The 12,452-nt window shown below is 75.6% G+C and carries 15 protein-coding genes; 10 read left to right on the top strand and 5 right to left on the bottom strand.

Annotated elements, in window-relative coordinates; all coding sequences use genetic code 11:
• Positions 1 to 79: 79 nt before the first annotated feature.
• From ACIRRU_RS20165 to rpmG, 3 genes are all read right to left on the bottom strand, one after another.
• The gene (locus ACIRRU_RS20165) at positions 80 to 1,234 is read right to left on the bottom strand and encodes a CobW family GTP-binding protein (protein ID WP_403682302.1); all 1,155 of its coding nucleotides are present in this window, start codon (positions 1,232 to 1,234) and stop codon (positions 80 to 82) included.
• The gene (locus ACIRRU_RS20170) at positions 1,231 to 1,485 is read right to left on the bottom strand and encodes a type B 50S ribosomal protein L31 (RefSeq protein WP_403682305.1); all 255 of its coding nucleotides are present in this window, start codon (positions 1,483 to 1,485) and stop codon (positions 1,231 to 1,233) included. Before ACIRRU_RS20170 ends, ACIRRU_RS20165 begins: the two co-directional genes overlap by 4 nt.
• Before the next feature lie 66 nt (positions 1,486 to 1,551).
• Positions 1,552 to 1,716: a 50S ribosomal protein L33 gene (gene rpmG, locus ACIRRU_RS20175; protein ID WP_363203948.1), complete on the bottom strand. Its 165-nt coding sequence runs from the start codon at positions 1,714 to 1,716 to the stop codon at positions 1,552 to 1,554.
• 69 nt (positions 1,717 to 1,785) lie between these two features.
• Here rpmG and rpmB point away from each other — a divergent pair, with 69 nt between their 5' ends.
• Both rpmB and rpsN read left to right on the top strand, forming a co-directional pair.
• Positions 1,786 to 2,022: a 50S ribosomal protein L28 gene (gene rpmB, locus ACIRRU_RS20180; RefSeq protein WP_403682308.1), complete on the top strand. Its 237-nt coding sequence runs from the start codon at positions 1,786 to 1,788 to the stop codon at positions 2,020 to 2,022.
• Positions 2,022 to 2,327: a 30S ribosomal protein S14 gene (gene rpsN, locus ACIRRU_RS20185; protein ID WP_403682309.1), complete on the top strand. Its 306-nt coding sequence runs from the start codon at positions 2,022 to 2,024 to the stop codon at positions 2,325 to 2,327. The genes rpmB and rpsN overlap by 1 nt, the downstream gene beginning before the upstream one ends.
• An 83-nt stretch (positions 2,328 to 2,410) precedes the next feature.
• On the opposite strand, the gene rpmF is transcribed toward rpsN, so the two are convergent.
• Entirely contained in the window at positions 2,411 to 2,581 is a 171-nt protein-coding gene (gene rpmF / locus ACIRRU_RS20190) for a 50S ribosomal protein L32 (RefSeq protein WP_363203951.1), read from the bottom strand.
• Positions 2,582 to 2,673: 92 nt separating this feature from the next.
• Positions 2,674 to 3,954, bottom strand: a complete 1,281-nt coding sequence (locus tag ACIRRU_RS20195; RefSeq protein WP_403682312.1) for a hypothetical protein — start codon at positions 3,952 to 3,954, stop codon at positions 2,674 to 2,676.
• Between the two features lie 169 nt (positions 3,955 to 4,123).
• Between ACIRRU_RS20195 and ACIRRU_RS20200 the strand changes: the two genes are divergently transcribed.
• From ACIRRU_RS20200 to ACIRRU_RS20235, 8 genes are all read left to right on the top strand, one after another.
• Positions 4,124 to 5,110, top strand: a complete 987-nt coding sequence (locus tag ACIRRU_RS20200; RefSeq protein WP_403682315.1) for an ABC transporter substrate-binding protein — start codon at positions 4,124 to 4,126, stop codon at positions 5,108 to 5,110.
• Positions 5,107 to 6,207, top strand: a complete 1,101-nt coding sequence (locus ACIRRU_RS20205; protein WP_403682317.1) for a FecCD family ABC transporter permease — start codon at positions 5,107 to 5,109, stop codon at positions 6,205 to 6,207. Before ACIRRU_RS20200 ends, ACIRRU_RS20205 begins: the two co-directional genes overlap by 4 nt.
• Positions 6,208 to 6,284: 77 nt before the next feature.
• Complete coding sequence (locus ACIRRU_RS20210; RefSeq protein WP_403682508.1) at positions 6,285 to 7,280, top strand: FecCD family ABC transporter permease; 996 nt, start codon at positions 6,285 to 6,287, stop codon at positions 7,278 to 7,280.
• 89 nt (positions 7,281 to 7,369) lie between these two features.
• Entirely contained in the window at positions 7,370 to 8,287 is a 918-nt protein-coding gene (locus ACIRRU_RS20215) for an ABC transporter ATP-binding protein (protein WP_403682319.1), read from the top strand.
• Between the two features lie 67 nt (positions 8,288 to 8,354).
• On the top strand, positions 8,355 to 8,492 hold the full coding sequence (gene amiA, locus ACIRRU_RS20220) for a streptamidine family RiPP (RefSeq protein ID WP_363203956.1): 138 nt from the start codon (positions 8,355 to 8,357) through the stop codon (positions 8,490 to 8,492).
• Between the two features lie 127 nt (positions 8,493 to 8,619).
• Entirely contained in the window at positions 8,620 to 9,495 is an 876-nt protein-coding gene (locus ACIRRU_RS20225; RefSeq protein ID WP_403682323.1) for a hypothetical protein, read from the top strand.
• 62 nt (positions 9,496 to 9,557) lie between these two features.
• On the top strand, positions 9,558 to 11,081 hold the full coding sequence (locus ACIRRU_RS20230) for a CocE/NonD family hydrolase (protein ID WP_403682511.1): 1,524 nt from the start codon (positions 9,558 to 9,560) through the stop codon (positions 11,079 to 11,081).
• Positions 11,078 to 12,451: a YcaO-like family protein gene (locus ACIRRU_RS20235; protein ID WP_403682325.1), complete on the top strand. Its 1,374-nt coding sequence runs from the start codon at positions 11,078 to 11,080 to the stop codon at positions 12,449 to 12,451. The genes ACIRRU_RS20230 and ACIRRU_RS20235 overlap by 4 nt, the downstream gene beginning before the upstream one ends.
• Position 12,452: the final 1 nt, after the last annotated feature.

Raw genomic sequence — 12,452 nt, forward strand, 5'->3', positions numbered from 1 at the left:
TTGTGCTGGGTGATGTCCGGTGAACGGCGGATGGCGGACCCGGGGCCGACGGCCCGGGATGCGGGGGTACGGGGCGGGGTCAGCGGACCGGGTCGAGAAGGGCGTCGAACGCGGCGGGCAGCAGCTTCCAGGTCTCCCGGCCCGCCCCGTACTCCTCGTCGGTGAGCAGGCAGGAGTCCAGCAGTTCGGTCAGCCCGTCCCGGTCGAGGCCGGGGGAGACGAAGACCAGGTGCTGACAGCGGTCGCCGTGCTCGGGGTGCCAGTCCAGGGCTGCGGCGGCCTGCCGGTAGGGCGGCACCAGGGACCACGCGGCGTCCGGCAGGGAGGCGAGCCAGGGGCCCACGTCCTCCACGCACAGCGCACCGCCCGCGGCGTCCCAGGAGAGCAGCGTGTCGGGCCGGTCCGCGAGCCAGAACCGCCCCCTGCTGCGGGCCGCCGCACAGCTCAGGTCCTCCAGCGCGTGGTAGAGCCGCTCGGGGTGGAAGGGCCGGTGCCGCTGCCAGACGAGAGTCCCGACCCCGGCCTCCTCCGCCTCCTGCGGCAGCAGCGCGCAGGCCGGATGCTGGCCCGCGGCCGCGGCCTCCACATCGAACCCGGCGAACACCAGCCGCGCCAGCTCCGCCGACCCCGCCGGTGCCTGCCGGGCCATCGGATTGAGCTGCCGCAGCAGCGCGCGGTCCTCGTCGTCCGCCGCCGGGTTGTCGGCCACGGCGAGGACAGGCGCGTACTCCACCTGCCGGGCCCAGGTGTCGCCGATGGTCCGCTGGTCGGAGGGCGCCGCCGCGAGACCGGCGTCGGCGAGGTCGTCGCCGTTGGCGAGGCAGGGCAGCACGAGCGACGGGTCGATCGCGGTGACCACGCCGGTCACCTCGGCGAGCGTGGTGTGCGCGGCGATCACCTCGGCCATGGACTTCGGCTCGACCGAGTCCCAGAGCTCCAGGACGGCCAGCCGGGTCACCCCGTCCCCCGCCAGTCGTTCGAGCTCGGGAACCAGGTCCTCGCGGAGCGCGCAGCAGGCGCAGTCGTTCACCAACGGGGTGTCACCGGCGGCCTGTTCGCCGTCGGCGTCCCGCAGCGACCGGCGGACCGTCCCGCCGGTGGCCGTCGAGAGGTCGTGGTGCAGGGCGACGCTGCGGGGCACGTCCCGCAGCAGCCCCTCGACGACCTCGTGCCGGGCCTCGGCGTGCAGACCGCACACGATCACGACGGGCAGTCGCGCCCGGTCCGTGCTCACCGGGCCTCACCCCGTCCGTACCGCCGCTCGAAGCGCTCGACGCGCCCCGCCGTGTCCATGACGCGGGCGGTTCCGGTGTAGAAGGGGTGGCTCGCGGAGGAGATCTCCACGTCGACCACCGGGTAGGTGCGGCCGTCCTCCCACTCGATGGAACGGTCGCTGGTCAGGGTGGAGCGGGTGAGAAAGGCGAAGTCGGCGGCCTTGTCGCGGAAGACGACGGGACCGTAGGCGGGGTGGATTCCGGGCTTCATGGCTGTCCTTCGAGGGGTGGGCTTCGTTGCGGCGGCCGGGGAGGGCGGGGCGGACCGGAGCCGGCCTCAGCGCTCCTCGCGGAAGTCGACGTGGCGGCGGAGGACCGGGTCGTACTTGCGCAGCACCATCCGGTCGGGGTCGTTCCGCCGGTTCTTGCGGGTGACGTAGGTGTAGCCGGTCCCCGCGGTGGAGCGGAGCTTGATGACCGGGCGTACTTCGTTGCGTGCCATGGCGCTAGTATATGGCAATGGTTTCCATTTTCAATAATGGATGTCCCGAACGAGAGGCAGGTAACGTCCATGTCCGCCCACTGTCAGCTCACCGGAGCGAAGCCGGGCTTCGGCAACAACATCTCCCATTCGCACCGCCGGACCTCCCGCCGGTTCGATCCGAACGTCCAGCGCAAGCGCTACTGGCTGCCGAGTGAGGGGCGTCATGTGCGGCTGACGCTCAGCGCCCGCGCGATCAAGACCATCGATGTGATCGGCGTCGAGGCGGCGGTCGCCCGCATCCGCGCCCGGGGAGGGAAGGTCTGATGGCGAAGAAGAGCAAGATCGCGCAGAACGACAAGCGCAAGGCGACGGTCGAGCGGTACGCGGCCCGCCGGGCCGAGCTCAAGGAGATCATCCGTCGCTCCGGCACTCCGGCGGGCGAACGGGCCGCGGCCGTCGCGGAGTTGAGGAAGCAGCCGCGTGACGCCAGTGCGACCCGGGTGCGCAACCGGGACAGCGTCGACGGCAGGCCCCGGGGGTATCTGCGGACGTTCGGTCTCTCCCGGGTCCGGATGCGGGAACAGGCGCACGCCGGGTTCCTGCCCGGAGTGACCAAGTCCTCGTGGTGACGGCGGTCTGAGCGCTGAAGGGGCGGGTGGCGGTACGGCTCGACGCCGTACCGCCACCCGCCCCTCGTACTTGCCGTGCCGGCTCAGTCCTGCGGGCGCAGCAGTCCGCGCTCGTAGGCCCTGACCAGGCGTTGCGGGACCTGGTGGACGGTGCCGTCGATCGTCACCGCGACCAGCTGGGGCGTGGTCGCCTTCCACTGGGCGCGGCGGTGGCGGGTGTTGCTGCGGGACATCTTCCGCTTCGGAACTGCCATGGGGGTCTCCCGGGGGTGGTGAACGGTCGCGTCGACGGTATAGCGAAATGGAAGTCGTTTTCAAATAGTGGCCCGCGGGACCGGTGGGCCGGTCAGCGGCCGACCGGGTCGGCGTGCGCCCCGTCGCCCGGGGTGACCAGGGCGAGGTGGCCACCGTCGTCGAGGGGGGTCGGCACGGTGAGCGTGGCCACCTGTGCGGCCCGGTCGGCGTCGAAGACGTGGACCTCGCCGTGCCCGCCCCGGCTGACCGCGATCAGTCCGCCGCCGGGGGAGGCGGCGACCGCCCGCCGCTGAACACCGTCCCAGGGGGTCCCGCCGCGGCGGGGTGCGCCGGACATGGCGGGCAGGGGGAGCCGGGCGGCCACCCGCGGGCGGGCCCCGGCCCCCGTGGGCGCCGTGAGCACGATCAGCTCGTCGCCGTCCGGATGGACGCGGCTGTAGGCGATGTGGCGGGCGGTCACCGCGAGCCGGAACACCAGCCCGGGGCCCAGCTCCAGGCGGCCGGTGACCCCCGAGTCCAGGTGGTGCCACCAGGCGTCGTTGGTCCAGTCCGGCCACTGCCCGGGGTCACCGGGGCCGCCGCGCACGCAGGACCAGAGGAGGCGTCGGACCGGATCGAGCCGCAGGTAGTACCCGCGCCCGCCGGAGCGTCCGTCGGCCGGCCAGGGCAGCGGCGGCTCGGCGGTGAGGCCGTCCCCCGTCCGCCGCGTGCGGTGCACCCCCGAGCCCGCTGCGGCGAACACCCGCCCGGTGACCGGGTCATGGGCGTCCCCGTGCCCGTCGTCGTCCGGCAGGGCGATCCGCCCGGCCGGCTCCGCCGGAGGGCAGGCCGGGGCCGCCGCCATGAGGTCGCGGTGCCGGTGGGCCAGTAGTTCCCCCGGCTCCCGGTGGCGCAGCACCACGAGCGGTGAGGGCCCTCCGAGAACCGTCACCCCCGGCTCGCCGCTCCGCCCCCGGACGCGTACGGCGACGGCGCCGTCCGGTGCGTCGAGGTCGACGGCGGTCAGCAGCCCGGTCCACGCCTCCTCGTTGCGGCCCAGTCCGGTGGTCACCGCCAGGCGTCGCCCGTCGGGGGCGGCCGCCAGGTGCTCGGCGGGAATCGCCACCGGTATCCGCCGCCGGACCAACGGCCCTGCCGTGTCGGGGCCGTACGGATCGAGGACCAGCAGCTCGCCCGCCCGGTCGTCCACGCAGGCGACCAGGCCGCCGGGGAGCGCCAGGAACCCCGCGTGCTCGGAGAGGTGCCGGTGCTCCAGCGCCGCCCGCTCCGTGCCGTCCGGGAGGTCCAACAGGCTGACACGTCCCGCGACATGGTCGGAGACCAGCAGACGTGGCGGGGGTGGCGCGGGGGAGGGGTGGTGGACGTGGGGCACGGGGTGTCCTGCTCTTTCCGTCGATGGGCGGGCGGGGGTGGCGTCCGCCGACTGTATTGGAAATGATAATCATGTGTAAGGTTTCGCCTGCGGCGGGGGATCGCTCCCGGGGCTTCGCCGTCGCCCTGCCCCGTCCCCGGGAGCGCACAGGAACGTGAGGGACCGTCCGATGCCACGAACCGCTCTGAGAGTCCGCCGCTGGGCGGCGATCGCCGTGCTGGGAGGACTGCTCGCAGGCTGCGGGACCGACGACGGCTCCGCCGGGGCTCCGGCCGCCGCATCCGGGGCCGGGGCCGGATCCCGTACGAGCACCGAGGTGCGGCCCATCGAGGCGGCCACCCGGATCACCGACGCCAAGGGCGTCACCGTCTCCCTGCCGAAGCCCCCGGAGAAGATCGTCTGCCTGGTGGCCCTCTGCGACGACATGCTGGTCGAGCTGGGCCTGACCCCCACCGCCACCAACTCCCAGGTGCTCGCGCACCCCAAGTTCCTGGGCAAGGAGAAGGCGGCGAAGATACCCGTCGTCCCCGGCGGCTTCCTGAGCCCCGAGGTCGAGGCGATCCTGTCCCACCAGCCCGACCTGGTGATCGGCCTGGAGGACACCCACGGCAAACTCGCCCCCGCGCTGAAGGGCGCCACCACCTTCTGGCCCGTCCAGCCGGGTTCCTGGCAGGACAGCGTTGGCTACCTGCGGGACCTCGCCGCCCTCACCGGCCGCACCGAGGAGGGTGAGAAGGCCGAGAAGACCTTCCGCACCGCCCTGGCGGGCGCCGAGCGGGAGAAGAGCGGCAAGACCTCACTCATCGTCTTCGGCAGCGACGAGAACTTCGGCGTCGCCACACCCGAGACCGACGTGGCCGCCGGGCTGTTCCCGAAGATCTCCCACTACCCCTGGAAGAGCCGGGGCGTGGACGGCGCCTACAGCCTGGAGGAGATCCTCGCCCGGGACGTCGACGTCCTGTTCGTGGAGACCCTGTCCTTCGGCGCCCCGGACGGCAAGCTCTCCGACAAGCTGTCCGGGAACCCCCTCTGGTCGCGCATCCCCGCCGTGAAGAACGGCAAGGTCCACGAGGTCGACTCCGAGGTCTGGGCCAAGGGGCGCGGCACCCGGTCCCTGGGCGTCGTCCTCGACGAGGCGACGGCCGCGCTGCGGTGAGGCGGCCGCCCGTCGCACTGCTCGGCCTGGGGGCGGCGGCGGCGGTGAGCGCGGTGTGCGCCCTCAGCCTCGGCACCCCCTACGTTCCGCCCGCCCGTCTTCCGGCCACCCTGGGGACGGACGGACTCGCGGGCGTCGTCGTCACCGAACTCCGGCTGCCCCGCATGGTGCTGGCGCTGATCGCCGGAGCCTGCCTGGGCGCCGCCGGGCTGGTCCTCCAGGAGGCGCTGCGCAATCCGCTGGCCGTGCCGGAGATGCTCGGAGTCTCCTCCGGGGCCGCCCTCGGCGTCGCCGCCCCGCTCGTCCTGGCCGTCTCCGTGCCCCTCGCCCTGCAACCGTTCCTCGGCCTGGCCGGGGCGGCCGTCGGCGGGCTGCTCACGCTGGTGGCCGCCGGATTCGGGCGCAGCCCCTCGGCCGTCCTGCTCACCGGTGCCGCCGTCGCGGCGGCCCTCCAGGCGGCCCTGCTGGTGCTCATGGTCATGGCCGACCAGCTCGACCTCCAGCTCATCTACCGCTATCTGCTCGGCAGCCTCTCGGCCCGCACCTGGGACGACGTCACCGGGCTGCTGCCCTGGCTCGCCGTGGCCGTCCCGGCCCTCGTCCTGTGCGTGCCGGTGCTCGGAGTGCTGCGGCTCGGCGACGACGACGCCCGCGCCCTCGGCGTACGGGTCGAACGCGCACGGCTGGCCGCGCTGGGCATCGCCGTCGTGCTGATCGCCCCCGTCGTCGCGGTCTGCGGTCCGGTGGCGTGGGTCGGTTTCCTGGCCCCGCACCTCGCCCGACGCCTGCGGCCGGACGGCGCCGCCGCCGGCTGGCTCGTACGGTCCGCCGGATGCGGTGCGGTGGTCGTCCTGTGCGCCGACCAGCCGGCGCGGCTCGCACTCGCCCCGGTCGAGACGCCGGTCGGGGCGTGGACGGCCCTGATCGGGGTGCCGGTCGGGGTGGCGCTGATCAAGCGGGGGAGACGGCGTGCCTCCCCGGACCGGAGTCCGGCCGCCGCGGCGACCGCTCCGGGACCCGGTCCCGCGCCGGGCGTCCCCGTACAGGGAGGCGGGCCGGACGGTCCCGCCTCCGTCCTGCGGAAGGCGGAACGATGACCGCGACCCTCGACGAACGCGTCCTCGACCCCGCGCCCGGCAGGGTCCGGCGGGCCCTGCGCGCGCCAGGGGTCCGGATGGGCGCACTGGCGGTGCTCGTCGCCCTCGTCGCCTGCGCGGATCTCTTCGCCGGGCGGGGTGTCACCCCCGAAGACGTACGGGCCGTGCTGCTCGGAGCCGGCGGCGACCCCACCGCCGAGCACATCGTCCTGCGGCTCCGGCTGCCCCGGATGCTGGTGGCGCTGGTCGCCGGGGCGAGCCTCGGAGTGGCCGGACTCGTCCTCCAGTCGGCCTTGCGCAACCCGCTGGCCGGGCCCGAGGTCACCGGCGTCACCCCGGGCGCGGTGCTCGGTGCCGTCGGCGCCACGGGGCTGGGCCTGGCGGGCTGGGACTCCCCGACGGCCGTGGTCGTGGCGGCCTGCCTCGGCGGCTTCGCGGGGGCGGGACTGCTGTGGCTGCTCGCCGGGCGGGACCAGGGCGACCCCGAACAGACCGCCGTCTACGGAGTCCTGGTCTCGGCCGTCCTCGCCGGATTCACCGCGGTCGTCCTGCTGGTGGCCCCCGGCGAACTGGGCAGCGTCGTCCAGTGGCTGATCGGCTCCACGGAGGGCCGGGTCTGGCAGCACTGGCACCTGCTCTGGCCCTGGGCGGCGCTCTGGGGTGCGGCGGCCTGGCTGCTCGCCGGGCCGCTGACGCTGCTGCGGTGCGGCGACGAGCAGGCCGCGGCCGCCGGACTGGACACCGGCCGGGGCCGCGCGGCGGCACTGGTCTGCGCGGTGGCGTTGACGGCGGGAGCCGTCTCGGCCGTGGGCGCGCTCGGCTTCGTGGGACTGCTGGTGCCGCATCTGGCCCTGGCGGTCTTCGGCGCCGACCTGCGGATCACGCTCCCGGGCGCGGCGCTGTTCGGCGCGGCCGTGGTGTGCGGGGCGGACGCGGCCGCGCAGGTGCTGTCCCGGCTGCTGGCCACGGCGCTCGACGCGGACCGGCTGACCCTCCCGGTCGGCGCGCTCACCACGTTCGTGGGGGCCGGGCTGCTGCTGGCCGTGGCCCGACGCCGCGCGGACGCGCGATGAGGGGGCGGGACGGCCGGGGTGCGAAGGCCGCCGCGGTGGCCGGGGGAGCGGGAGGCGGACAACGGGAGGCAAGCGATGAGGAGCGCGGCATGACGGAACAGACCACCGAGGGGACGACCGGAGGGCGGACAGCGGACCGGGCGACGGGGCCCGGCGCGGCCGCGGACCGGGCGGAGACCCCCGCGCCCGACGCCGTCCGGGCGGAACGGCTCACCTTCGGATATCCCGGGCGGCCGGTCCTGCGCGGGGCCGATCTGAGCGTCCGGGCCGGTGAACTCGTCGCCCTCATCGGGCTGAACGGCTGCGGCAAGAGCACCTTCCTCAAGCTCGCCGCCGGGCTGCTCACCCCGAGCGCCGGGCGCGTCCTGCTCGAAGGCGACGATGTGGCGCGGCTGTCCCGGCGGACCGCCGCCCGACGGGTGGCCATCCTGCACCAAGCCGCCCCGGCCGTACCAGGGCTGACCGTACGTCAGCTGGTGCGGCAGGGGCGTTACGCCACCCGGGGGCCGCTCGGGATGCTGCGGGAGGGCGATGACGAGGTGACGTCACGGGCGCTCGCCGACGTCGGTGTCACGGCCTGGGCGGACCGGCCGGTGGACGCGCTGTCCGGCGGTGAACGCCAGCGGGTGCGGCTGGCCATGGCGCTGGCCCAGGACGCCCGGGTGCTCTTCCTGGACGAACCGACCACCTATCTCGACCTGCGGCACCAGCTGGAGGTTCTCCAGACGGTCGTACGGCTGCGCGCCGAACGGCGGCTGACCGTGGTGATGGTGCTGCACGACCTCAACCACGCGGCGCGGTTCGCCGACCGGATCGTCGCGCTGCGCGAGGGGCGCGTGGCCGCCGACGGGCCTCCCGCCGAGGTCGTCACCCGGCGGCTGCTGGCCGAAGTCCTGGGCGTGGCAGGCCGGGTGGGGACCGACGACACGGGCGGCTGGCCCGTCTGTTACCCAGATCACCCCATCGACCCGCTCCAGCTATTGCGGAATGAAAATCGTATTCATTAGTGTCTGTGCTGCGGCACGCACGACGCCGCGCATCATGTCCATCCGAACCGAATGGAGGCTTCAACTCATGGAGCACAACAAGGTGTTCAGCCCGATCGCCGACCAGGGCCAGCTGGCCCACCTGTCCGCCACCCACTCGAACGCCCTCGTCGAGAACCCCTTCGACGACGCCGTCGAGGCCGACACCGCCGCGGACGAGAAGTAAGCGGCGCCTGCCGCTGACGGCAGGACCGCATCCCGCGTGGAGGGCCCGCCCGGTCGACTTCCGGGCGGGCCCGCCCCGTTCACCGCACCACTCGCCCCACCCCCACCAACCCGCCTCGGAGGCCCCCGTGACCCGCAGTCGACTCGCTCCCGGTGCCGGGATCGTCACCGTCCCCGGTGACGGGCCCGTACTCCGGACCGCCGACGGGGAGTTCCTGCGCGTCGACACCGGCGACACCGCCCCCGAGGCCCTGGTGCGCCTGCTGACGGCGGAGGAGGAGACGGGCGGCGACGCGCACCGCGACGCCGGACTCGACCGGCTGGCAGCCGCGTTCGAAGCCGCCGGGCACGCCGTGCCGGCCCCGCCCCCGGCCTCGCTCACGGGCTGTGCGGTCCATGTGCTCGGCGCCCCCGTACTGACCGACCCCCTGGCGCGGTTCCTCGCGGGCGAAGGTGCCGAGGTCCACCCCGCCACCGCCGACCGGGTCGCGGAGATCAGCGCCTCCGCCGCCGAAGCGGACCGCGTCGCCGTGGTCTGGTGCCTCGACTCGCCGGTGCCCGACGGGCTGTGGGACGCGGCGGACCGGCTGCCCGCCCGCGGAACGGCCTGGCTCCGCTGCCACCGCGAGGGCGCCACCGTCTGGACCGAACCGCTCGCCGCGGCCCCGGGCGACGTCACCTCCCGTCAGGTCCGGCTGCGCAGGCTCGCGGCCACCCCCGCCCACCGCGAACTCCACGCGTACTGGGCGGGCCACCGCACCCCCGACACCGGACCGCACCCCACGGAGGCCTCGGCCGCGCTGATCGCCGCGCTGCTCACCGCCGACCTGATCGCCTGGGCGGGCGGCGCGCGAGGGCCCGCCCGGCTTCCCGCCCGCCGTCGGCTGCGCCGGATCGACCTGCGCGACCTGACCGTCACCGAGCACCCCGTGCTCCCCGTCCCGGCCGTCTCCCCCCTGCCCGCCCCCGGCGCGCGCACCGGGATGGCCGAGGCACCCGCGTGAACACCCCGGCCACCCGCGGCGCACCGACGGCCCGCGGCGGGCCCGGGACCTCGGGCGCACCGGTGATCCGCACCGTCGCCGTCCACGCGCCCGACGGAACCGCGCTCGCCACCGACGTATGCCTGCCGGACGGGCCCGGACCGCACCCCGCCGTCGTCATCCGCACCCCGTACGGGCGGACCGCCCACCGGGCCGAGCTGTCCGGCTGGGCCGCGCACGGATTCGCCGCCCTTGCCCAGGACGTACGCGGCCGCCACGCGTCGCCGGGGGAGTGGCACCCCTACCGCGACCACGAGGAGAGGGACGGCACGGCCACCGTGGCCTGGGTACGCGGCCAGGGGTGGAGCAGCGGCGCGGTCGTGGCCGCGGGCGCGTCCTACGCCGCGCACTGCGCCCTCGTCACCGCCCTCTCCGACGACGACCCGGGCCGCCCCGACGCCGTCATCGCCTCCGTCCCGGCCCTCGGCCTGGCCGAGACGGCGCGTGAGCCCGGCGGCCCGGAACGGCTCCGGGCCCGAGCCGGCTGGTGGGCCGCCCACGGCGACCGCCCCGACTCCGACCCGGACGCCCTGGAACGGGCCCTGGCAGCGGACCCGCGGCTGCTGGAACACCTGCCGGTGACCCGCCTCGCGGGACGCCTCGGCGCGGTGCTCGGGCGCCAACTCCCCTCCTGGACACGGCTGTGGGCCGACGCCACGCGAGGCGGTCTCGTCCGGCGGGCCACCGCCGCACGGCTGCCGTTGCTCGCCGTCGGCGGCACCCGCGACCCGTTCGCCGAGGACACCGTGGCCCTGTGGCAGGGCTGGGGCGGCCCCGCCCGGCTGCTGCTCGGCCCCTGGGGCCACCGCCTCACCGCCGAACCCTCCGCCGCGCCCGGGGCGCGTCTCAACCTCGGCGCGCTGTACGTACGCTGGGCGCGCGCCGCCCTCGCGGACCGGCTGGAGCCGGGACGGCGCGGGGTGATCGCCCTGGGAGACAGCGGCCGCTGGCGGCCGCTGCCCGGGGCCGGACCGCAACCGGCGACCGCCTGGCCCTTCGGCGCCGCCACCGGTCTGCGGCTGCTGCACGGCGCGGAGTTCACCGCGGATCCGGCCCGCCCCGTGCGCTCCGACGATCTCGCCGTCCCGCCGGACGGGACCCCCGCGGACCGCTGCCTGCTCCTGTCGCCGCCCCTGACCCGCCCCCTCGACCTGGCGGGAGCGGCCACCGCCCGGATCACCGTCACCGCCGACGCGCCGTCCGCCGACTGGGCCGTCCGCCTCACCGCGCTCGACCCCTCCGGACGCGCCGACCCGCTCGCGTTCGGCATCGTCCGCCGCACCGGCCCGCCCGGGGAGGCCGGAGACCTCGCCGTACCGCTCGGCACGCTGGGGCGGCGGCTGCCCGCCGGGACCCGGCTGCGCGCCGAGATCGCCGGGCACCACTTCCCCGCCCACGCCCGCAACCCCCACACCGGCGAGGACCCGGTGACGGCCACCCGGCTCGTCCCCTCCCGCCGCACCGTGACCACCCAGGGCAGTGCCCTGTTCCTGCCCGTCGTCGCCCGACGCAGCCATGTCGAGCCCGTACCGGAGATCTGCCGATGACCACCCACAGCGCCCTGCCCGTCGAAGCCCTCGTCGACCCCGTCAGCGGCATCATCCGCGACGTCGCGCCCGTCGAGCACCCCAGCGGCGCCCCGCCCCGCTACACCGCGATGACCGCCGACGTGGCCGACGCCCGCCGCCTCGGCGCCTGGCCCGCCGACCGCGTCTCCCTCGGCACCACCTTCGGCGACGCCGAAGGGGCGTGGATCGCCGCCGTCGCCGAAGCCGTCGAACGCTACTGCGGCAACCGGGTCCCGCCCCCCGGCCACCCCGACGCCCCCCGGCGGGCCACCGCCGCCGAACTGGCCGCCGAGGGGCACCGCGTGTACGGACCCGGAGCCCTGCCCGCGTACGCCCCCTGGCAGTACGGCCGCCCGGCGTTCCCGTACGCCGAACTCACCCCCGGCACCGAGGCGCTGTGGACGCGGGCCACCGAGGACGGCCGGCCCTGCTGGGCGCCCGTCGCGCTGACCCACCTCAACTGGCGTCAGGGCGACCTGCGTTCGCTGCCCCGCACCCACCACCTCAACTACGCGGGGATCGCCACCGGCCAGGGCTTCGACGACGCCGTCGAACGCGGCCTCCTGGAAGTCGTCGAACGGGACGCCCTGGAACTGTGGTGGCACCTGGACGGGCCGACCCGGGGCATCGACCCGGCGAGCGTCCCGGGCCTCACCGAGGACCTCGCGGGCTGCGCCCTGGAGGTCCACATCGTGGAGATGCCCTCCGAGTTCGCGCCCTGCGTCGCCGCCCTGGTGCACGACCCCGGACGCGGCATCCACGCGGCAGGGTTCGCCTGCCGGTACGACCCGGCCGAGGCCGCCCGCAAGGCGGTCCTGGAGGCCGTGCACACCTGGGTCTTCACCCAGGGCGCGGTGGACGCGGACGGCTGGGTCCACCGGGCCGTCGAGGCCGGCATGCTCGCCCGCGGCCTGTACCTCGACCATCGCGCCGACGGCCGCTATCTCGACGACTGCGGACCGGAGTTCGCCGCCGTCCGGGACCTCGGCGCCCATGTCCAGGTCTGGCTGGACGACCGGCTCGCCCCCTTGGCCCGCCGCTTCACCGAACCGGCCCTGGGCGCCGTCCCGGTCACCGCGATCGCCCCCGGCAGCCGGGGCGCGCTCGACGCCGCCCTCGCGGCGGGCGGACACCGGGTGATCACCGCGGACCTGACCACGGAGGACGTCGCCGAGACCACGCTGCGGGTCGCCCGGGTGCTCGTCTCCGGCCTCATCCCCAACGCGCCCGCCGCCTTCGGGTACTTCGGCTGCCCCCGCTTCGCCGAGGCCGCCCTCGCCCGTGGCTGGCGGACCCGGCCGCCCACCGCCCCGGGGGACTTCACCCTCGCCCCGCCACCGCACATGTGAG

The organism is Streptomyces sp. NPDC101181, assembly GCF_044767975.1.
Lineage (GTDB): Bacteria > Actinomycetota > Actinomycetes > Streptomycetales > Streptomycetaceae > Streptomyces.